At 58.8% G+C, this 20,509-nt stretch carries 17 protein-coding genes and 3 pseudogenes; 10 read left to right on the top strand and 10 right to left on the bottom strand.

The genetic code is table 11. The annotated features are described in order from the left end of the window. Positions 1-67: 67 nt before the first annotated feature. The 3 genes from FIU86_RS20545 to FIU86_RS20535 form a co-directional block, all read right to left on the bottom strand. A complete protein-coding gene (locus FIU86_RS20545; protein WP_057796901.1) occupies positions 68-496 on the bottom strand; it encodes a DUF6010 family protein in 429 nt (142 codons plus the stop codon). A 323-nt stretch (positions 497-819) separates the two neighbouring features. Then, on the bottom strand, positions 820-1,521 hold the full coding sequence (locus FIU86_RS20540) for a copper resistance protein B (RefSeq protein WP_057796902.1): 702 nt from the start codon (positions 1,519-1,521) through the stop codon (positions 820-822). Positions 1,522-1,547: 26 nt separating this feature from the next. Then, on the bottom strand, positions 1,548-3,200 hold the full coding sequence (locus FIU86_RS20535) for a copper resistance system multicopper oxidase (RefSeq protein WP_057796908.1): 1,653 nt from the start codon (positions 3,198-3,200) through the stop codon (positions 1,548-1,550). Positions 3,201-4,184: 984 nt separating this feature from the next. Here FIU86_RS20535 and FIU86_RS20525 point away from each other — a divergent pair. The 4 genes and pseudogenes from FIU86_RS20525 to FIU86_RS20515 form a co-directional block, all read left to right on the top strand. Beyond that, positions 4,185-4,712, top strand: a pseudogene (locus tag FIU86_RS20525) (multicopper oxidase domain-containing protein); the annotation flags it as partial. Positions 4,713-4,758: 46 nt separating this feature from the next. Then, complete coding sequence (locus FIU86_RS20520) at positions 4,759-5,484, top strand: copper-binding protein (protein WP_152477313.1); 726 nt, start codon at positions 4,759-4,761, stop codon at positions 5,482-5,484. Positions 5,485-5,636: 152 nt separating this feature from the next. Then, a pseudogene (locus FIU86_RS22925) lies at positions 5,637-5,810 on the top strand (helix-turn-helix domain-containing protein); the annotation flags it as partial. Positions 5,811-5,828: 18 nt separating this feature from the next. Beyond that, a pseudogene (locus FIU86_RS20515) lies at positions 5,829-6,193 on the top strand (IS3 family transposase); the annotation flags it as partial. Positions 6,194-6,234: 41 nt separating this feature from the next. On the opposite strand, the gene FIU86_RS20510 reads toward FIU86_RS20515, so the two are convergent. After that, positions 6,235-6,996 (bottom strand): hypothetical protein, encoded by a 762-nt coding sequence (locus FIU86_RS20510; protein WP_152494673.1) that lies wholly within the window; start codon positions 6,994-6,996, stop codon positions 6,235-6,237. Between the two features lie 499 nt (positions 6,997-7,495). Here FIU86_RS20510 and FIU86_RS20505 point away from each other — a divergent pair, with 499 nt between their 5' ends. The 4 genes from FIU86_RS20505 to FIU86_RS20485 all read left to right on the top strand — a co-directional run bounded on the left by FIU86_RS20505 (position 7,496) and on the right by FIU86_RS20485 (position 12,563). Beyond that, the gene (locus FIU86_RS20505; protein WP_144435632.1) at positions 7,496-8,029 is read left to right on the top strand and encodes a L,D-transpeptidase; all 534 of its coding nucleotides are present in this window, start codon (positions 7,496-7,498) and stop codon (positions 8,027-8,029) included. Between the two features lie 466 nt (positions 8,030-8,495). After that, on the top strand, positions 8,496-9,158 hold the full coding sequence (locus FIU86_RS20500; RefSeq protein WP_057796563.1) for a L,D-transpeptidase: 663 nt from the start codon (positions 8,496-8,498) through the stop codon (positions 9,156-9,158). 642 nt (positions 9,159-9,800) lie between these two features. Next, positions 9,801-11,987 carry a cation-translocating P-type ATPase gene (locus FIU86_RS20490; protein WP_057796565.1) on the top strand — a complete coding sequence of 729 codons (2,187 nt, stop codon included), beginning with the start codon at positions 9,801-9,803 and terminating at the stop codon, positions 11,985-11,987. 66 nt (positions 11,988-12,053) lie between these two features. Next, a complete protein-coding gene (locus FIU86_RS20485; RefSeq protein WP_057796567.1) occupies positions 12,054-12,563 on the top strand; it encodes a murein L,D-transpeptidase family protein in 510 nt (169 codons plus the stop codon). Between the two features lie 3 nt (positions 12,564-12,566). On the opposite strand, the gene phnE is transcribed toward FIU86_RS20485, so the two are convergent. From phnE to FIU86_RS20465, 4 genes are read right to left on the bottom strand one after another with little or no spacing between them, the layout of a single operon-like run. Beyond that, positions 12,567-13,325 (bottom strand): phosphonate ABC transporter, permease protein PhnE, encoded by a 759-nt coding sequence (gene phnE, locus FIU86_RS20480; protein WP_057796635.1) that lies wholly within the window; start codon positions 13,323-13,325, stop codon positions 12,567-12,569. Then, complete coding sequence (locus FIU86_RS20475; RefSeq protein WP_057796569.1) at positions 13,325-14,107, bottom strand: phosphonate ABC transporter ATP-binding protein; 783 nt, start codon at positions 14,105-14,107, stop codon at positions 13,325-13,327. The genes phnE and FIU86_RS20475 overlap by 1 nt, the downstream gene beginning before the upstream one ends. Continuing rightward, a complete protein-coding gene (locus tag FIU86_RS20470) occupies positions 14,104-14,979 on the bottom strand; it encodes a phosphate/phosphite/phosphonate ABC transporter substrate-binding protein (RefSeq protein ID WP_057796571.1) in 876 nt (291 codons plus the stop codon). Before FIU86_RS20470 ends, FIU86_RS20475 begins: the two co-directional genes overlap by 4 nt. Then, complete coding sequence (locus tag FIU86_RS20465) at positions 14,979-16,856, bottom strand: cytochrome c peroxidase (protein WP_144435633.1); 1,878 nt, start codon at positions 16,854-16,856, stop codon at positions 14,979-14,981. The genes FIU86_RS20470 and FIU86_RS20465 overlap by 1 nt, the downstream gene beginning before the upstream one ends. A 96-nt stretch (positions 16,857-16,952) precedes the next feature. Between FIU86_RS20465 and mntR the strand changes: the two genes are divergently transcribed. Further along, positions 16,953-17,423 (top strand): manganese-binding transcriptional regulator MntR, encoded by a 471-nt coding sequence (mntR, locus tag FIU86_RS20460; RefSeq protein WP_057796575.1) that lies wholly within the window; start codon positions 16,953-16,955, stop codon positions 17,421-17,423. 280 nt (positions 17,424-17,703) lie between these two features. Beyond that, positions 17,704-18,612, top strand: a complete 909-nt coding sequence (locus FIU86_RS20455; RefSeq protein WP_057796576.1) for a cytochrome c oxidase assembly protein — start codon at positions 17,704-17,706, stop codon at positions 18,610-18,612. Between the two features lie 3 nt (positions 18,613-18,615). Here FIU86_RS20455 and FIU86_RS20450 read toward each other — a convergent pair whose 3' ends face one another. Then, on the bottom strand, positions 18,616-19,242 hold the full coding sequence (locus FIU86_RS20450) for an SCO family protein (RefSeq protein WP_082631146.1): 627 nt from the start codon (positions 19,240-19,242) through the stop codon (positions 18,616-18,618). Between the two features lie 281 nt (positions 19,243-19,523). Continuing rightward, positions 19,524-20,465, bottom strand: coding sequence for a cytochrome c oxidase assembly protein (locus FIU86_RS20445; protein ID WP_236544575.1), 942 nt, complete (start codon positions 20,463-20,465; stop codon positions 19,524-19,526). Positions 20,466-20,509 lie beyond the last annotated feature (44 nt).

The raw sequence follows: 20,509 nt of genomic DNA, 5'->3' as shown, positions 1-20,509 counted from the left end.
GAGCGCGACCGCGAGGACGATTTTTGCGCCTGTTCCAACCGTGATGCCCTGTGCCACCTGACCGCCCTCACGGTAGATAAAGGATGAGGAGAAAACCGGCGGTCAGCAGATCGAAGACCACGCAGTAGGGAATGTACCATTTCGGCACCGGTGCACCGAAGGCGCCAATACGGTGCAGCAGGTCCCAGGCCGCATGCGCCGCCAGTCCCAGCGGCAACGCGAGCGGCGACCAGAGCAGACCAACAAGCGCCACAAACGCGTAGAAGGCAGCGGCCCCGAATTCCAACCAGAACAGCCGGGCCAAGCCAGAGGAGGCGCCGAAACCGATATAGGCGCCCCCTATCACGGCCAGTGTCAGGGCCGCGATTGCGACCGAGACCTGTTCGGGCACCCAAAGGTGAACGGGCGCAAATACGAGGAACAGCCCCGAACCGATGGCACTTGGACCCAGCGTATCTGTAGTGATCCAGCCGACTTGGCTTCTATCGTTCGACATCGAGCGGTGCGTCCTCGTATTTGGCGGGGTTGCGTCCGGGTCGCTACGACCCTAGGGCTTCCAGCTAATGGAAGCTCAAGACGTAATCGTAGAATCTCCATTTCACGCGGCGTCGACGGCCTGGCCCATCATCTCGCGCACTTCGACAGCGATCTCGTTAAGCTGACATTGCCATGCTGCGTCCGCTCTACCGCATGTGACCCGCGTGTCCCCGTCCACTCATCACGGTTTCGTTTCAAGTTTGGCTGTTAATCTCTCACGCTCCCTTTGGGAATTGCATAGTTTGAAGGTCGCCCGGGCTTGCAGCCGGGGCGACAAAATTTTCAGAACATTAGGCTCGTACCGAAGACGATCGAAAATGCATCAGTATCTTCACCATTTGCTTTGACGATGTCCTTCGTGTCGCCATAAGAGGCCTCGTAGTTAACGCCGACATAAGGAGAAAAAGCGCGGTCGATGACGTCATAGCTAAGCCGCGCTCCGATCTCCACTATAGCACCGCCAGCGCCGCGTTCGCGCGCCAGATCATCCTTCAGGGGCATATCAACTTCGATGCTCGGCGTGAAAATCAGGCGGTTGGTCAACAGTGCCTCATACTCTGCCTCGAAACGGAAGAATGGGTGATCAGACACGAAAAGATCGGCATCGATCTCGAACCACTGCGGCGCGAGGCCTTTGAGGCCGACCACACCAGCGTAGCGGTCAGGTGCCCCACCCGGCGTATCCGCATAAGCCCCCACTACGGCATCAAAGAAAGGCGAAACTGGAAACTGAAGTCGCGCCTGGTTTTCCAATTTTTCGAAATCATCCGATGTGAGGCCAAGCTCGGCTTCGCTTCTCCAGACGAATTTCAACTCATCCGATCCCGCGAGAGCATCAAAATCCCATACGAAGGCATCCTCACCATCCATCGCGCGATATTCGAACTGCTCCGCTTGGAAACCCCAGATAAGCGGCTCGGCGTATGTGACCTGAGCCCAGGGCAGAAAGAGGCCGGCAAGTCCGGCCAGTTTGAAACGTTTCATCTTGATTTTCCTTTTTTCTGACTGGTTCAGGCTGGGCGCCCTCTGACTACGACTTTGCGGAACATGCCACCGTCAGCGTGGTAAGAGAGGTGACAATGGAAAGCCCACTGTCCAGGGGCATCGACCTCGACCTCTATGTCGGTTGTCGTGCCGGGTTGGACGCTCACCGTGTGCTTGATGGGGTTACGCGCGCCCTGACCGGTATCGATGATCGACCACATCCCGTGCAGGTGCATTGGATGCGCCATCATTGTCTCATTGATGAAGCGGATGCGCACCCGTTCGCCATAATTCAGCACGATTGGGTCGGCATCCTCGTATTTTACTCCGTTGATCGACCAGATGTAACGCTCCATGTTGCCCGTCAGACGCAGTTCAATGGTGCGCGAGGCAGCGCGGTTCCGGTAAAGCGGCCGCGCAGCGCGCAGATCCGTGTAGGACAGGAACTTGCCGCCGTTATAGGCCTTGGGTGTCAGCCCGCTGCCTGGCGCATAGAATGGGTCGCCATTGCCTGACATATTCATGCCAGAGTGCTCCATGCCGTTCATGCCGGGCTTATTCATACCCTGCATTTTTGAGTGCTCCATTCCACTCATGGTCTGCATGCCACTTGCGTTCTGCATGACGTGGTCACCCATATCCATCCCCATCATGCCGCTCATGTCGGCCATTGTGAGCAATGGCTTGGACCTGAGCCGCGGCACGGCCCCGGCATAACCTTCTTTTGGCGATAGAGTCCCACGAACGAGCGCAGTGCGACCCATTGATTCGGCAATGATGCTATAAACTTTGTTTTCCCGCGGCTGGACGATGACGTCAAAAGTCTCCGCCACGGCAACACGCAGTTCATCCACCGTGACCGGCTTGACGTCGTTGCCGTCAGCCTGGACCACGCTCATCTTCAGGCCCGGGATACGCATGTCGAAATAGGTCATGGCCGAAGAATTGACTATTCGCAGGCGGACCTTCTCACCGGGCCGGAACAGCCCTGTCCAGTTTTGCGATGTGCTCCGCCCATTGATCAGAGCGGTAAATCCCTGCACATCCTCAATGTCCGTTGGCATCATCCGCATCCGCCCCCACATCCCGCGATCCTTTAGGGCTGCTTTCAGACTATCCTGGCGCGCGTCCTCGATCAGGGTTTGCAAGGTGCGTTGCGAGCGATTGTAGTAATCCGGCATCCTCTTGAGATTCCGCATAATCCGGCTGCCCGGATGCGGGTGCTTGTCGGCCAGTTGCACGACATAATCACGATCCGCCCGAATCCGTTCACCGTCGCGCGGCTCGATTATGATGGCCCCGTAGGCACCATCGGGTTCCTGAAAGCCCGAGTGGCTGTGGAACCAGTAAGTTCCCGCTTGCTGGATCGGAAACCGGTAGGTGAAGGTTTCACCCGGAGCGATACCGTTGAAGCTGATACCGGGGACGCCGTCCTGCTGGAAGGGCAGGATCAGCCCATGCCAATGAATTGAGGTGCTCTCGCGGAGGTTGTTGGTCACGTTTATGGTGACTTCCTCGCCTTCCTTGAACCGCAGGATCGTTGGAATCTGGCTCTTGTTGTAACCGACCCCCATTTTCCGAAAGTTCCCAGTGTCGATCCGAACCCGGTCGACAGTGATATCATAGGTCCCTTTCGATGTGATCTTTGGCGATCCGTGCGCGCGCAATGCCGTCGGCATGGCAAGCGCGGCAGCCGCAGTCAAACCGAACTGACGCCGGGACAGACCTTTTGCCAGATGTTCCGACGAACTGAGCGCTGTATCGGAAAGCGCGCACTGTTTTGCTTTGAAGAGTCGCATACTCTTCTCCTTTGCGATGATTGAGTCGAAGGTTCGCCCGATCACGGCAGACCTCGAGTAGCTTCTGAGAAGTGATCCCGCGAGTACCCGAGGTGTTTCAGGACCACCCGAACAGGGGAGCCCTTCACACGTTCACGCCGTTTCTTATTTGGACGAGACCGGAAACCTGAGCCGTAAGATGCAGGGATGAGAATCGAAGCGCGTTCAGACTCGCGGAGGGGGCGAAGACGCTTCCGGCTTCAAGCCTTCTGCGTCGACCGCGCGAGACCCATGATAAACGTGCACGACAAAGAGCTTCGGTTCGGGTAGTGCATGATCGGCGTTAGAAAAAGTGACGCAATGCACCATCATACCAGGGCAACCGGGGATAGTATCGTCCGACACAAGATGTGCGTCACAATCACGAACGTCCATCGCGGCAACGTGGCTCCAATCTTCTTGCGGCGAGCCAGCTTCAGGTCCGACAAACGGCATGGCCGCTACCATCAAGACGATGAGCGACAGAATATGAGCCATTCGTGTCAATCTGAAAAAACGCATACATCCCGAACCTTTCACAATTAAAAAAGCGCGATTGCCAACAAAGATCAAGGATACATTTCGTTACAAAAATTATGCTTCTAAAGCATTGGTTTTTCTTGACCTTCCAGCGCCGGAGCATAGCCTGCTCGATCAGGACCCACGCTTCAAAAGGCTGAATATGCTACTTTCACCAATGCTATTCTTTGAAAGGCACAGGTTTCATTCGGCCGCTAAGGCAGTCGCGGCGAGCCGCAAGTTTTTGCAAGCGCAGCCGGTGGAGAACATGCGGCAGGCGAAACCAGTCCGTCGCATAGATTTATCGTTCATACTGATCGACCGGGCTGCACAGGCGGTGGCTGGGTTCCACCTGAAGCCCAATGGCCGGAGGTCAGCATCGACATCCCCGTGGGCGCGATGCGCGCCTATGAGTTCGTCGCGGACCATCTGGGTGACTGGGCGATCCACTGTCACAAGTCACACCACACGATGAACGCCATGGGCCATGACGTGCCGACGTTCATCGGGGTCAACAAGAAGCCGCTGACGCAGAAGATCCGTCAGTTTCAGCCGGAATACATGCCTATGGGCACGAACGGGATGGGCGATATGGCGAAAATGGAAATGCCGCTGCCCGACAATACCATCCCGATGATGACGGGTTGGGGTCCTTACGGCCCCATCGAGATGGGCGGCATGTTTTCGGTCGTAAAGGTGCGGGACGGCATCGACGCGGACGATTACTCCGATCCCGGCTGGTACGAGAACCCCCCGGGCGAGATGGCCTACGAATGGACCGGCGAGTTGCCTGAATTCGCCTCCAACAACAGCCCCAGGACCATTCTCACACAGAAACCAGCCTCGAAGGGCTGAGCAGCCCTTCGTCATCTCTAACCAAACCAACCTACAGGAAAATGAAATGAAAAACCTTCTTCTGACATTAAGCCTCGCGATCGCGCTTTCCACACAGGCCTATGCTACAGGCACGCACGGCGGTGGACATGATGAAAACCAGCCTACCGAACAGACAGAAATGATGGTCGGCATGCCGGGTGACCCCGCCAAGGTGGATCGCACAATCGACGTCACTTTGCTCGAAAACGATGAGGGCCAGATGCTGATCGAGAGCGAAGAGATGACCATCAAGGAGGGTGAAACCATCCGCTTCAACATCACCAACAAGGGTGAGTTGGAGCATGAGTTCGTACTCGACACGGTCGAGCGCAATGCCGAGCACAAGATCGAAATGGCCAAGATGGACATGGAACACGACGATCCGAACCGTATCCGTCTCGATGCGGGCGCGTCGGGTGAGGTTGTCTGGACTTTCGCGAATTCTGGTACGTTCGAAGCAGCATGCCTGATCCCGGGCCACTACGAAGCCGGCATGCATCGTGAGGTAGCGGTCGGTGACCAGATAGCTCAGGCTGACGTGGAGTACACGAGCGGGACCATCAAGAAAATCGACGCGGAGGCCGGCAAAGTCACAATCATTCACGGCCCTCTCGTTAACCTTGATATGCCCGCGATGACCATGGTGTTCCGCGCTGACGAAGCAATGATGGCCAAGATGGCGGAGGGTCAGGAAATCGAGTTCGTTGCCGACCGGGTTGAGGGAAAGCTTACTGTCACGCAGATGAAGTGAAGATAGACAATGGGGCCGAGGCGAACACGCCCGGCCCCAACGATTTGAGGCAATAAAATCAAGCGCTACGGAGGTAGCCGAGCAATGTAGATATGCCGTTACTCGCGGGACATTTTCTTTAACCTCCGAGGTTTGGGAAGAAGGAGATGTTCATGACCAAGGACCAACGCAAGTTGAGGATACTTCGACATGCGGAGGAGATCGGTCACGTCGCGAGGACTTGCCGCTATTTCGGGATAGGTCGATCCAGCTTCTACCGTTGGCGTCAAGACGTCTTACGAAGCGCTCAGAGAGAAGCTATAATCAACAAACGGGATGTCCCACGAGTAACCGCACCTTACACCCTCCAACAGGCCGTTCTTCAGAGACAACCCGGATCAGGCCTGGTGCTTCACTCGGATCGCGGATCGCAATATCTGTCCATTCGCTATACCGAGTGACTCGCAGAGGCGGGGTAGAACCTTCCGTGGGAAGCGTTTGCGACAGTTATGACAATGCCCTGGCCGAGACGGCCAATGGCCTGTTCAATGCTGAGGTCATCCACCGACGCGGGCCATGGCGCAGTTTCGATGCAGTGGAATACGCGACCCTGTATTGGGTGAATTGGTTCAACAACCGTCGTCTTCTCGAACCCATCGTATACATTCCGCCAAGAGAGGTCGAAGCAAACTATTACGCGACCCTGGAAACATCAGACATGGCCGCGTAGCTAAGATCAATCAGCCTCCGGCAAACCCGGCGCGGCTCATATCACGCCTCCAAGAAAGTCGTGTGTTTACTGTTCTGCGGCAGGAGGAAGATCGAGGTTGCCAGGAGCGAGAAGACCAACTCGTAGACCTCCCATTTACGAGGAACGTCGATGACCGCAATCACCAGGCTTGCTGTAACGGCGAGCATTGCGTGACGTGTGCCGGGCACCGGGGCGGCAATGTGATTGGCGGCACGTTTGATCCAGCCGACGCGCAAGTAGAGCAGTGGCAGCACGGTAATGTAGACCAGCACGATTAACGTTAGGATCGGACCGAAGAGCGTCTTGGCGAGGTGGAAATCGCCCCAAGGCGTGGGCACAATCAGGTTGTGCAGGTTCGTTTCCTGCTGCTTATTCATCTCCTCGAAGGTCTCGCCGGTTTCCCAGCCGATTATACGTTGGCCCCAGGAAATCTCTTCGCCGGCGGCAAAGAAGAAGACAAGCGCATAGAACAGCGTGCAGGCGAAGGCGAGGCCCGCGCCGCGCGCCTTTAGCGACCGCGCGTTCATCACCAGGACGACGCTGGCCACGCAGAGAAAGAGAGCAGTGCTGTATTCCACCAAGCCGTCTTCACGCGCGTAGGTGAGCGAGAAATAGTCGGTGCTGTAGAAATAAATAACGACCGAAAGTAACAGCACGGCGGCGACAATGCCGAGCAGGATTTTGTCGATACGCAGGATTGTGGACAGAGTCATATAAGGCGTGCCTTTCTCAGCAGATTTGGCGCCGGAATATGCGAGGCGGGACCGCGCATCAAGCGCCAAGCTTTTTACTGAGTCGAACCTACGTTGGGCACAGGTGTGAAACCACATCTTGACGCTGGACTCACGATAGGTTGAAGCAATATCCAACCTTCGAAAAGTCATCGTTCACACGTAGTGGCCTTTCCAGTAGCTCTCGCTCGTGATTTGGATGCAAAATCAGGAGCAAGTTTACGAACACGTTTCTATCGAAGTACTTGAGCGTCTCGCCACTATCGCCCGTGACCGAATAGGCAAGATTGTATCACGCTGGAGAGCGGTGTTGAGGATTGCCACGCAGATATCCACTAAGTGCTCGGCATGCTTTGGGCAAATAACCCTTCCGAAAGTTCGGATCGTATCCTCGGAGCAACAGTCAAACAGCTCGCAGTTGTGAACACACGATCGTGTGTTCTACATATCGACGCAATGTGTTCGCAATTTCATGCAACGCAAACTAGTAGGGTACATCAAAATGAAAGGCTTTAGCAGGCGAGTGTTCGTATCTACCAGTGCAGCCAGCATGTTGGCTCCTACGATTGGTGCAGCAAGTCAACCCTCTTTTCCAGAGCGCTTTCTTCCTCAACTGGTAAACGCACGTCGGACGGATTGGCTGCCCGGAGATCTGCATTTAGTACCGGATGATTTTTTTTTGTATTTCATGCTCGAAGAAGGTATGGCGATCCGCTACGGAGTAGGAGTTGGACGCAAGGATTTGTACGAATCAGGCGTGTTCACAGTAGCGCGCAAAGCCAAATGGCCGTGGTGGCGGCCGACCAACGCCATGATCCAAAGAGAGCCGAATAAGTATGCACGATTTAGAAACGGTTTGAAGGGAGGACCGAATAATCCTCTCGGCGCGCGAGCGATCTATTTATACGATGATGACGGCCGAGACACCTATCTTCGAATCCATGGAACCAATGCACCAGAAACCATCGGGTCGGCCGTTTCAAACGGATGTGCCCGCCTCACCAATAAGCACGTAAAGGACCTGTACGATCGTGTTGCGATAGGTGCACGCGTTTATCTTTACCCCAAACTGAACGGCATTTGAAAAAGTCGTTTGCAACTTGAGGTCAGCGAAACGAAAGTACGCGGTGCATGTCTCACCCCGTGAGGTTTTGATACCCACATGAATGATGCAATCGTATCCTGTTCGCATGCAGAATTTGGACCAATTTTTCACGTCGAAGCCTACTTTCGCAAGGATCAACCAATCGCTAGCCTATCTGACCCTGACTAGAGGCTGTGGCTCGGAAATATGTTGAAAAGAGCTTCGTCAGCCCCTTGAGAAGTAATTGGATCAGCTGGTTTTTCACGCGACGAGGCTGGGTTAGTGGGAACCGTGTTCGCAGAACTTTTTTCTTGAACCTTTAGGAGCTTTAGGAGTTACGACGCAAATGTACCGAACTAGACCTTGGGAAGGTTGCTGACGATGCCTTATTCCTTACCTGGGTAAGTAGAGGCACGATAAGGATATATTTTATCCTTTAGTAAAATCTTGCGAAGGAAACAGAAAAATGCTGACGAGACGCCACTTCATCCAAACAACGACTGCGCTATTCTCGGCCTCAATCGGTCAGCCGCTCTTTGCCGATACGTGGCCAACAGAATCACAAAAGGCGGCTTGGGACAAGCAAGTCACACCGTTCGGCTACGAGCCAGCCACGACTAACCCATGGGGTCTGCATCCAAGGTTTTTGCCGCAGCGCGTCGTCGCGAAGCGCAATCTCGTGCCGGGCGACATCCACGTGGACGCAGTGGCGCGATACCTCTATCACATCGAAAAAGGTGGAACTGCAATGCGCTACGGCGTGGCCATTGCAAAGGGCGACCTTTATGAGCCGGGAACTTATACGATTAAGCGGAAGGTGAAATGGCCTCATTGGACGCCAACCAAAAACATGATTGAACGCAATCCGGAGTACGAGCAATACGCAGATGGTATGGAACCTGGCCCGACCAACGCACTTGGGTCACGTGCGCTTTATCTTTTTGTCGGCAGTAGGGATAGCTATCTACGTATCCATGGCACACCGTATCCAAAAAGCATCGGCGGTCGCGCAAGTTCTGGCTGCGTCCGGATGGTCATGGCTCACATCAACGAACTTTATCCCAACGTCAAGATAGGTTCGACAGCGTTTCTTTACTCGGCCGAGGATAGTGTGACAGCGCAAAGTTGAAGGCGTGCACTGAACTCGACGCATCCGCGACCCTCTGGACAAGCAAATCAAGACTGGAGAGACGTGCAGATTGGTCCGCCGCCGGCCGCGCGAAGAGGTACCAAAGTGGTCTCTACTGGTCCACTGTGCTGATACCAGTAGCACCCATCTTCCGGAAGTCGACGAGCCGACGTGAGATCCTGACCGGGTGCAGCAAGGGCCGCTACAGACGCGGGAACATTGCCAACCTTGTTCTGAGCGCCATCATCTGTCGGCGGCACCGCGCAGCCGGCGAGTACCAGAATTGCTGCAATGATAGGCGCTTGTCGTTTTTGCATTTTTAACCCGCTCTTTCTGATTTCATCGCGCCTTAGTGGTGCGGTGAACGTTCGGACGCTGCAATTTTCTGCATGAAACGTCCTATTCTAACTCTTGATGCTCTAGTTGCTTTAGGAGCTATAGCAATGTGGAATCAATGAATCCCGAGGTCAATCCATGTCTTTTGATGGCAACCGCAACGATCACAGCCACCGGAGTGATCAAAAGCAACCTCACGCAACAGGCAAATCCTGTTGCGATGCGAAAAGAGATGTTGCGTCGGCTGGGCTAGCGCCGTCCGGCGGAAGGAGCTTTCAGGTATCCGGGCTCGATTGCGCCGAAGAGGTGGCGATCCTGAACCGGGTTGTCGGGCCGAAAGTGGGCGGAACCGAACACCTGGCATTCGACGTTATCAACGGGCGAATGACCATCCTCGATAGCGCCAAGAGGATACCAGACGACGAGGTCACGCAGTTGGTCGCAACGACCGGCATGAGCGCGAAGCCTTGGGATGCCGACAACGCAGCAGAGGACCAGGCGGCGCATCTGGCACGTCAGAAGCGCTTTACCTCGTTGAGCGGCGGCTTCTGGGGGGCGGGATTCCTTTTTCACATGGTCGAGACCGGCATGGGTGGCGCGCTCGGGCTCTTTGCGGGCCATGGCGATGTGCCGATGCCCATGGCGGAAGCAGGGATCTTCGCCCTCGCGATTCTTTTCGGAGTTTGGCTTGTCGCGCCCAAGGCCTGGTCTTCGGCGCGGAGGCTTAGCCCCGACATGAACCTGCTCATGGTGCTGGCCGTCGCCGGCGCCATCAGCCTCGGAGAGTTTTTTGAGGCTGCGACGGTCGCCTTCTTTTTTTCGCTCTCTCTCTATCTTGAGAGCTGGAGCGTGGGGCGGGCGCGTAACGCGGTTTCCGCGCTCCTCGATCTGGCGCCGCCAACGGCGCGGGTCCTTTACGAAGACGGATCGGAATCCGACGTTCCGGCTGCGGCTGTGGCAGTCAATGCAAGGTTTATCGTGCGCGGCGGCGACCGTATCCCCCTCGACGGTGAGGTCGTGGACGGGGCAGGGGCCGTCGATCAGGCCCCAATTACTGGGGAAAGCGCGCTAGTACCCAAGGAACCCGGCGAAGAGGTCTATGCCGGCACGATCAACGGCGAGGGCACACTGACGGTGCGGGCGACGAAGGCCGCCTCGGATACGGTGCTCGCGAAAATCATTCGCATGGTAGGCGATGCCCATGCCCGCCGCGCGCCGGTCGAACAGTGGGTGGCCAAGTTCGCGCGCATCTACACACCAATCGTGATGGCTCTGGCGATCACCATCGCGCTGGTGCCACCACTCCTGCTCGGCGGCGCCTGGGACTACTGGTTCTACAATGCCCTGGTCCTTCTGGTCATCGCATGTCCTTGCGCGTTGGTCATTTCTACGCCGGTTTCCATCGTTGCGGCGCTGACCGCGTCGGCACGGGCGGGGGTGCTCATCAAGGGCGGCGCCTATGTCGAAGCGCCGGGGCGGACCACGGCACTGGCGATGGACAAGACCGGGACGATCACCATGGGAGAGCCTGAGGTGGCGGCGGTTCACCCACTGGTCGGTGTTTCCGCACGCGATCTCATGGCGCTGGCAGCAAGCCTGGAGGTGCGGTCTTCACACCCGCTGGCACGCGCCATACTCTCGCGCGCCAAAGCCGATGGTGTTTCCGTGTCTGCCGCAGAGGACACCCGCACCGTGCCCGGGCGCGGTCTGGAAGGACGCGCCGACGGGCGCGCTATCTGGCTCGGCTCGGATCGGTTCGCCGAAGAGAAAGGGTTCGGCAATGCCATTCCGGCGGATCTGCGGGATCAGATCGGGGAGACAGGGAGCACCCTCGTTGCCGTGGGTGACAAGGCCGGCGTGACCGGCGTACTGGAGCTTCGCGACCGCATCCGCCCAGATGCAAAGGGTATCGTTGCGCGCCTGCATGCGCAGGGTGTGGAGACCATCGTGATGTTGACGGGCGACAACGAACGCACCGCGCGCGCGGTGGCAGCCGAAGTCGGCATCGACGAGGTGCGCGCCGAACTTTTGCCGGAAGACAAGGTGACGGCCATTGAGGAACTCGTCGAAAGCCACGACATGGTAGCGATGATCGGCGACGGTGTGAATGACGCACCGGCCATGGCGCGTGCGCATTATGCCATCGCCATGGGCGCTGTCGGATCGGATGCCGCTATCGAGACGGCCGACATCGCGCTTATGACCGACGACATCGGCAAGGTACCTTGGCTTATTGGCCATTCGCGCCGGGCCATGACGATCATCCACCAGAATATCGGCATATCGCTGGCGACCAAGGCGCTGTTCGTCGGGCTGACCGCGTTCGGGATGGCCTCAATGTGGGGCGCCATTGCTGCGGATGTAGGCGTGTCTCTGCTTGTCGTGGCCAACGCGCTTCGGCTCCTGAACGGCCACCGGGTCGAAGCGGGGCCCTCGGGCGGTGAACCGATTGGCGAGCGGATGGCGAAGGGAGCACTCGCGCACGGTCATTGATCCGGCGGTTTCGGTAGGGTAACGTCTGACATCATCCAGACCTCGCAAAAGGGGCGTCGAGCAGTGATGAATACCAGAATTTCACGGCGGGTCTTGCTGTTGGGCGGTTTGGCCGCCTTCCTTTCAGGCTGTGCCAGCAAGTTCCGGTCGTACAACGGACCACAAGTGACCCGGTTACGCATGTACAAGGCGCAGCGGCTGTTAGTTCTTGACGGCGCGGATGACGTCTTGCGGACCTATCCCATCGGATTGGGCTTCGCGCCCGAAGGCCACAAGCAGTTTGAGGGGGACGGCCGCACGCCGGAGGGCTCCTACCTGATTGACCGGCGCAACCCAAACAGCCTCTTCCACCTCTCCATCGGCATTTCATATCCCAATGAAGCCGACATCGCGTTTGCAGAGGCGCAAGGAAAATCGCCGGGTGGCGACATCTTCATCCACGGGGGGCCCCGCAAGGGGATCGACCCGATGAACAAACGCGACTGGACCGCGGGCTGCATCTCCGTCACGGACCGGCAGATCGAGGATATCTACGCCATGGTCAGGGACGGGACACCGATCGACATCTATGCCTGAAGGTCAGGCAAAACGACGGCGCAGCGCGACGTTGATAGCTTCGATGGCGATGACCATGACGAAGACGGCAATCGTGACGCTGGCCGCCTTGTCATACTGGAAAGAGCGCACGTAGGTCTGGATGTAAAAGCCGATCCCGCCCGCGCCGACAATCCCGAGGATCAGCGACTCGCGCAGGTTCAACTCGAACCGGAAAATCGTGTCGCGGGCGACGACCGGCGCCATCTGCGGCCAGATCGCGTATCTGAGCCGCACGAGCGGCCCGGCGCCCGCGCTTTCCAGCGCGGCGATCGGCGCGCGGGACACGCCGTCGATCGCCTCGGCATAGAACTTGGCGAGCATCCCCGTTGCATGAAAGGCGACCGCGATGATGCCGGGCAGCGGCCCAAGCCCGACAGCGCCCACCATGAGCATGGCCACGAGGATCAGCGGAATCGCCCGTATGAAGGCAAGCAGCGTTCGGATCGACCGGAACACCGCAGACGATACCATCGTCTCGGACGCGAGAATGCCGAAGGGAACGGACAGGACCACAGCTCCGAGGGAGCCGAGGATCGCTATTCTCAGCGTTTCCGCGCTGCCCTTCTTGATCTCGGCCATCACCGTCGGGTCAGGTGGAAACATCCGACCGAGGAAATCGGCAATGCGCGGGCCAGCCGACATGAGACGCGACAACTCGACATCGGCCGTCGCGAAGGACCACAGGATCGCCGCGGCGATCAGACCACTCGTCGCAAAGCCGCCAAACCCGCGGAACGCCATCATGATACCGCCCTGAGGCCGATTCCTGGGATTGGCTCAACCTCCCGATAGAGTTCCGCTGTCGCATCCTCGTTCAACTCGGAGGTCGGCACATCAAAGGCGATCCGCCCGCAACGAATGCCAATGATACGCTGCGCAAAACGCCGCGCCAGGTCGGGTTGGTGAGACGCAAACAGCGCCGTCGCGCCGCGCGCTTGCGCCGCCCCGGTCAGCAGCGCCAGGATCTCACCTGCACGCGCAGGGTCGAGGTTGCTCACCGGTTCATCGGCCAGAACAAGCCGTGGTTCCTGCGCCAGACACCGCGCGATGGCGACGCGCTGCCGCTGCCCGCCGCTGAGGCTGTCGACCCTGCGATTGGCAAGATCAGCAATGCCGCAATCGGCAAGTGCCGTGCGCGCAATCTCCAGATCGTGCTTGGTCGGTGATCCCATCAGGGCCCGCAGCGGCGACATGCGCCCCAAGCGGCCATTCAGGACATTGCGCAGAACCGCGGACCGTTCGACTAGGGCGAATTCCTGAAAAACGAAACCGGTATCCGGGCGGCGCGCGCACATTGGCGGATGATCGGGATCAAGCGGTGCGCCCAAGATCGAAATCTGCCCGCACCAGCCAAACAGCCTGCCATCAAGCAGTGCCAGTAGGGTCGTCTTGCCCGCCCCGGACGGGCCGAGCAGAGCCACGCTTTCGCCCGTCGGAATATTAAGCGAAACCCGCTCCAGCGCCGGGACGTCCGCGCCCGTATGGGCAAAACTCAGGTCGTCGATTTGGATAGCAGTGCTCATTCCAACAGCCCGTATCGCCGCGCCATGTCGCGCACGCCGTCATAGGCGGCGCCGTCGGCCCTGACATAGCCGTCCGGTCCATAAAGATAGCGTAGCTTGTTGCGGTGCTCCGGCTCATTGAGCCGCAGCATTGCGTCAACAAAACGGTCCCGCAGAGCGGCGTCGAGCCCCGGGCGAGCGATCACCAAATGGCTCGGGATCGGTGCGCTTTCCGCGATCCAAGTTACCTCCGCCTGTTGCTGCGGTGTCAGAAGCAGGTCGGCATACTGGCTGGCGCCCGCGGCATCGACCAGGCCTTCGGCCATTGCCTGCATGGCTTGTTGGTAGCCCCCCGCGAAAAAGACACGGCCGAAAAATTCCTCCGCTGCGCTAGGACCTTTAACCACCCCGGCCTCTACGAATTCGGCGAGCGGATAGAGATAGCCCGATTCCGAGATCGGATCGGCAAAGGCGATGTCGCGTCCGCGCAGGTCTACGAGCGCGCCGATACCGCTGTCGCGCCGCACGAAAATGCGGCCTGTATAACTCGGTGCGTCGCGGTAGACCTCGGACAGGAGCGGCTCGGCACCGATTTCGGCCTCGGCCAGAACGAAGGGCAGGGCGCCCATGAAGGAGATATCCGCGTCGCCGTTTCGCAGCGCCTCGACCGCCGCTGCGTGGTCGATGGTAACGAACCCCTCGACCGAGACACCGATCTCACTGGCCAGCCAGCCGGTGATGGCCTCGATATCGCCAAGCAGCTTCTCCGGGTTCTCCTGCGGGATGAAAGCCAGCCGCAACGCAGTGTCCTGCGCGGCGAGAGGTGTCGCCAACGACACCGCGCCCGCGCCGACCAAGGTCAGTATCGTTCTACGGGTCAGTTGAACTGGCATCAGAATGCCCTCTCTTCGATTGCGGCGGCTTCGGACTTGAACGCGGTCCAGCTTGCTTCGGCAGCCGCCCAGTCATCGGCACGGACGGCGGCGCCGACCGCGGCCAGCCGCTCAGCCAACGCGTAGACCTCGGGCCGCGCAGCAAGGTTCGACATGGTGCTGGCGTCCGCCGAGAGGTCCGCGGCCACGGTGTCAGTCAGCAGCAGGATGTGCTCTGCGTCCCGCCGCGGCAGTAGCGTGTCGAGTGTCGAGGCGAAGGTCGTCAATTCGGCGAATGCCAGCCGGAAAGCGGTATTCTCGGTGTCGAACGCCTCGTAGGGTTCGTCCGCCGCACCCACGGTCTCGAGATAGGCGGTCAGGGACGCGCGGTCTTCCCCGGTCAGCCCGAGCGCTTTCGTTTCGTCGAACCAGTCCACGACAGCGGCCAGCGTCGGCAGAGATCCGTCATGGAAGTAGGGCGCGGTATAGGCCGTGCCGAGCAGCGTGGGCGTGTCCAGCGCACCGGCACGGGCACCTTCATAGGCTGGCGCAACGGAGCCTATGTCGTGGGCCTGCCGGTCGAGGAAGTTCGCATCTGGCACATGGCAGCTGGCGCAGGAGCGATCGCCGAGCCCGGCAAAGGGCGTGTTGAAGATCTCCTCGCCACGCCGGGCGACTTCCGGGGCCGCGTCGGTCAGGCGGCCATCACTCGTCAGCATGGAATTCGGCAGGAAGTCGAACTCGAGCATGTAGGCGACGAGAGCGTCCAGCATGAAGGGCGTCGGTTCATCCCCGCCGAACTCGTTGACGATCACGTTGCGGGTGAAATCGCGCAGGGAGGCGAAACGGCCATCGCGGCCGTAGGGACCTGTAAAACGCAAGCCGCGCAGGCTCGGAATGTCGAGCGGGTCGTCGCGCCGGTCGTTGAAGATCGGGTTGAAAAAGGCGCCGTCGACGTCGATCGCGCCTGGCTGGTGGCTTGCGCCCGGAACGAAAAGCCGCTGGTTGATGTCCGAGCGGTTGTGACACGTCGAGCAGGTGATCCCGAGATCGCGCGCGGGGCTTCCGAAGATCTGCGCGCTGTCGAACAGCATGTCGCCGAAAGCGACGAGCGGCAGGTCGGTCTCGTCGATGTCCTGCTCCTCAAAATTGAGGACGAGCAGTGGCAACGGGTCCTGATCGAAGATGTCGGAGCCCGGTGGCAGGCTTGGCGGCACCTCGATGGCGCGACCGCTGAGCACGGCGGTTTCCGGCAGGGCGCTTAACGCCCGACGCGGAGCGAAGCTGTCCAAAAGATAGTTTTCCGCAAGATAGCTGGAGATCACTGTGCGCGCCGCTTCCATGGTCTCGCGATCCGCAGATGTTGAGCCTGCGCCAAGTACGCCAGAGAACCCGGTGCTGCTATTGAGCTCCAGCCAAGCCAGGCCGATCCGTCTCGCAGCCTCCGAATCGGCGGCCGCGACGCCGTCCTCGAACGCGCGGTAGAGTTCGCGTGCCGTTCGTACGGCCTGCTGTGCTGTCGCCGATTCTTCGGCCGCGAGAGACCGGTCCAGTTCCTCTTCGATCCTGAGCGCGATGAGCCGCGTCGCCTCGGCAAAAACCGCCTGCCGGTCTTCGCGCATCATGGCGTCCATGAGAGCGTCAGGCTCGATTTTGCTTTCGCGGTCCAGCCACGCCAGCGCTCCGACAGAGAATTCCGAACCCCGGTAGGGTTCCGTCCAGGCGGTCCTGATGTCGTCCCAGGGCAGAGGCGCGAGGTTTCCAAGAAAGAGCGTCAGCCGATAGGCCGCTGCGTCGGGAAGCCAGGGCGCCTCCTTGGCCGGCGTCGCCGCGACAGGTCCGGACAGGAGGAGCGCACTTGCGAGTGTGGCGAGCAGCACTCTCATAATATTTAGCATCACCACGGTCTCCAAGGCAAAAGTTAGACATGGCTAAGTTTTCTACCCGAAGCAAACAAGTTGTCAATCCCGCTGTTTCGCCGCACAGTCCCAAGTATGACAAAGTTGCAATCACAAGAACGTGAAACGTTCGAAATTGTAGAAAGGGCTCCCGAATCACAGGCTGAGGGTTTCGCGACCGTGCGTCAGGCGCATGAGAGTGAAATGGCAGAAGATTACGTTGAACTGATTGCGGAACTGATCGAGTCGCGCGGTGAGGCAAGGCCGGTGGAAATTGCCGAACGGTTTGGAGTAAAGCCGCCGACCGTGACCAAGAACATATCGCGGCTCAAGGCTGCTGGCCTGGTGCGGCGGGAACCTTATCGCGCGATATTCCTCACCGATGCCGGGCAGGAGTTGGCCGAAGCCTGCCGTCGACGCCACAGGATCGTAGTCGCGTTTCTCCTGAGCCTCGGGATCGACGAGGAGACCGCGGAACGCGATGCGGAGGGTATTGAACACCACGTCAGCGAGACAACGCTGAAAGCATTCGAACAAGCGCTCGTGCCTTCCCAGAGTGATACTTAACGCCTCAATAGGTTCTGCGCGAAAATGAAACAACAACCTCAAAAATATTACACCAAAGATCGAGTTACGATCGCTGCAAGCGAAAACTTACGACCAACAACTCATATTACAGTGATCTGCAACTGGGACGGTGCGATAGCGACAGAGCTATGCGGAGGCTTGGCCGGCGGCTGATCATTGGCCGATCATCACCTCAGGCTCTGACAGGGCGGGCACACAAATTGCCACATACTTGTGTCTTGCGTTGCGTCTTCCAATCGATCAAAAGACCATCGCGACCATGACCATTCAGAAACTCGAAGCCAATGCCTTGCCAAGCGACACTTTGGCCTATGGCAGTATCGTTCTGCTTGGCGCGGCTCTCTGGGCGCTAACCACCTACTTTCCGGCGCAGATGCCGGCGATCCTGCCCTATCAATTCTCGTGGCTGATCTATCTCGCGGTGACGCTGTCGGGGCTCTGGTTCGCGCGCGGGCTCCGGCGGACCGCGCCGGGAGACCGCGTGAGCCGATTGCGGCAGGCGGCTTTCTGGACGGGGTTGGTGTTGTTGTGGGGCGTTACGCAGACCGGGTTCGAATATCTCGCACAGCGCATGTTCTTCACTAATCGGTTGCAGCACGTCGCCATGCATCATGTAGGCCCGGTCCTGCTGGCGCTCAGCGCGGGTGGCCCGGTGCTGCTGGCGGGAGCGCCGGAATGGTTGCGCGCGCTCTGTGCCAGCCGCTTGGTGATTGTTATCTATCGCACGATCCAGCAGCCCGTCATAGCGGTGATACTCTTCGTCGGACTGTTCTGGTTCTGGCTGATCCCGCCGGTGCATTTCGCCGCCATGCTTGACCCGGTGCTCTACCAGGTGATGAACTGGTCGATGGCGGTGGACGGCATCTTGTTCTGGGCGCTGGTACTGGACACTCGGCCCGCGCCGCCCGCGTGGTTGCGTTTCGGCTGGCGCGCTGCGCTGGCCGTGGGCGTCATGTTTCCGCAGATCATTCTAGGCGCGCTCATCTCCTTCGCCACGGTGGACTTGTTTCCCTATTACGCATTCTGCGGGCGGTATTTCCCTTCGATCTCTGCGGTAACGGATCAGCAGATCGGCGGCATCGTCATCTGGATTCCTCCCGCGATGATGAGCGTTCTGGGCCTCTTGGTGGTGGTGCGAAATATGCGCGCCGCCAACGCAGACCTTTAGCCTTCAGGCGCTCATCACGCGGCGGATGTCGCCGGTGGCCCCAGCGATGTCGGCCTGTAGCGTATCGAAACCGGGCCATATGACGCGCGCGTCGCCTTGCGCATCGAAAACATAGACAGACTTGCCGTGCGATACATCATAGGTCAAGTCGTCCGGCTGATGTGGTTCGATCTTGTAGGTGACTTTGAGGCGCCGGGCAAGACGGGCCAGTTGGTTGGGCGTGCCGATCAGCCCGTCAACGCACGGCGTGAAGGCGGCGGCGTATTCCGTCATCACCTCGGGCGTATCGCGCTCGGGGTCCACTGTAACGAAGAGTATCGACAGTTTCGCGGCGTCCTCGCCCAGCTGATCGACCACAGCGGACAGGTTGGAGAGTGTCATCGGGCAGATATCGGGGCAGAAGCTAAAGCCAAAGAACAGCGCGACGACCTGTCCTTCGTAATCGGCCTGTGTCACGCGCGTCCCGTCCTGAGCCCGGGTCATGGTGAAAGACAGGTCGGGTAAAAGCCCGCTTACATCCTCGCCATACCATCCAGCCTCGTTACAGGCGGCCAGCGGCACGACCAGTCCTGCGGACCCCATGCGCCGGAGCAGCGCTCGGCGGGTCATCGTCGCGTCAGTACGGGCCATATTTTACCAATATCGCCACGCCAAAGGCCGTTGCGAAAAAGAGACCGGCAACGCACAGCAAAATCCAGAGCACCATTCGATTGCTCGATCTGGTCGTTCGCTTGACATCGCTCGCCGTAGGGTCCGACGTCTCGGTTGCTTCGGTCCCCTCATCCATACCGGTTTGCTATATCATTTCGGCGCGTATCACAACGTGCCAAGCCGCAAGCGGGATGCGACAAGGTGCCTCGTGAACAGTTCTCGTCATGCCTGCGCATTGCGTGCTGGCGGGATGGCAACGATCACAGTGCATACACAATCGTCACCACCGTTATCATGACGATCAAGAACATGACCAACGCGCCTAGGGCGAGCGTCCGGCCCATGTCACGATTTGGCTTTGCAACCTTCAGACGCAACTCTTCGGCCGTTTCCGGAAATTCGAGCGCGGCGGAGTTCGAGGCGCGCGTCAGTTCGTATCGCGCATCCCAGCGACGCACTTCCGCAGCGTTCCAGCCGTTCATGACCAGAATGATCGCGGCGATCATCACCATCGAGGATGGGACCCAGATCACGTAGCCACCAATCGTTTCATCGGATAAAGTTGCAGATAAGCCGGTGCCTGTCGTTTGGTAGGAGGCATAAAGGGCCACCTCCTTAAGTGTCGTGAGGGAACCCAGAAAAATGTTTGAAACAATCACCACAAAACCGGAGATCAGCCTCGCTCCGCGTCGCGCACCGGCAGGGGGATCCCTCCAGTCGAAAAGCATGCCGAAATACCAGATCCCTGCCAGCACCATCGCCAGATGTGCGAGCAGCTCGACCGCCGCGATGCGCTGCGCAAGTCCGTAAAGGACCGGTATCTGCCAGACGAAGAGCGAAGCGATGAGCAAGGCAGTGGCGGTTGCCGGATGCGCCATGAACCGCACGAACCAGGCGTTCGCCAGCGCGCCGAGGTATCGACGCCACCGACTTTCCAAACCGGCTTGCAGGATGCGCCACGGCTGCGAAACAGCGATGAGCAGTGGTCCTGCAAGGCGAAGGAGAAGATGTTCCACCTGGTGCACCGAAAAGAGGCTGTGCCCCAATGAAGCCAGAGACGCATTCGTGGCCACGAAAATGCAGGTCAAGCCAGCGAAGAACATAGCCTGCCGCCAAAGAGAAACCGTCCCGCGAATACGAGCGGATCGCGCGAGGCCGCGCATGTAGTACCATGCGGCCAAGCTGACGGAAACAAGGGACACTGGCGAAATCGCATATCCAAACGGGTCGAAAAGGAGGAAATATG

This window comes from Roseovarius sp. THAF9 (genome assembly GCF_009363715.1).
Classification (GTDB): Bacteria; Pseudomonadota; Alphaproteobacteria; order Rhodobacterales; family Rhodobacteraceae; genus Roseovarius.
This window is presented reverse-complemented; position numbering and strand designations above follow the sequence as displayed.

What these genes read in the sequence shown, in the direction of transcription:
- mntR (WP_057796575.1), top strand. Translation starts at nt 16,953, where the DNA reads ATGACAAAGTTGCAATCACAAGAACGTGAAACGTTCGAAATTGTAGAA.
- FIU86_RS20470 (WP_057796571.1), bottom strand. Translation starts at nt 14,979, where the DNA reads ATGCCAGTTCAACTGACCCGTAGAACGATACTGACCTTGGTCGGCGCG.
- FIU86_RS20505 (WP_144435632.1), top strand. Translation starts at nt 7,496, where the DNA reads ATGTTGGCTCCTACGATTGGTGCAGCAAGTCAACCCTCTTTTCCAGAG.
- FIU86_RS20535 (WP_057796908.1), bottom strand. Translation starts at nt 3,200, where the DNA reads ATGCCGACGGCATTGCGCGCGCACGGATCGCCAAAGATCACATCGAAA.
- FIU86_RS20540 (WP_057796902.1), bottom strand. Translation starts at nt 1,521, where the DNA reads ATGAAACGTTTCAAACTGGCCGGACTTGCCGGCCTCTTTCTGCCCTGG.
- FIU86_RS20520 (WP_152477313.1), top strand. Translation starts at nt 4,759, where the DNA reads ATGAAAAACCTTCTTCTGACATTAAGCCTCGCGATCGCGCTTTCCACA.
- FIU86_RS20465 (WP_144435633.1), bottom strand. Translation starts at nt 16,856, where the DNA reads ATGCTAAATATTATGAGAGTGCTGCTCGCCACACTCGCAAGTGCGCTC.
- FIU86_RS20455 (WP_057796576.1), top strand. Translation starts at nt 17,704, where the DNA reads ATGACCATTCAGAAACTCGAAGCCAATGCCTTGCCAAGCGACACTTTG.
- phnE (WP_057796635.1), bottom strand. Translation starts at nt 13,325, where the DNA reads ATGGCGTTCCGCGGGTTTGGCGGCTTTGCGACGAGTGGTCTGATCGCC.
- FIU86_RS20500 (WP_057796563.1), top strand. Translation starts at nt 8,496, where the DNA reads ATGCTGACGAGACGCCACTTCATCCAAACAACGACTGCGCTATTCTCG.
- FIU86_RS20450 (WP_082631146.1), bottom strand. Translation starts at nt 19,242, where the DNA reads ATGGCCCGTACTGACGCGACGATGACCCGCCGAGCGCTGCTCCGGCGC.
- FIU86_RS20485 (WP_057796567.1), top strand. Translation starts at nt 12,054, where the DNA reads ATGAATACCAGAATTTCACGGCGGGTCTTGCTGTTGGGCGGTTTGGCC.
- FIU86_RS20475 (WP_057796569.1), bottom strand. Translation starts at nt 14,107, where the DNA reads ATGAGCACTGCTATCCAAATCGACGACCTGAGTTTTGCCCATACGGGC.
- FIU86_RS20545 (WP_057796901.1), bottom strand. Translation starts at nt 496, where the DNA reads ATGTCGAACGATAGAAGCCAAGTCGGCTGGATCACTACAGATACGCTG.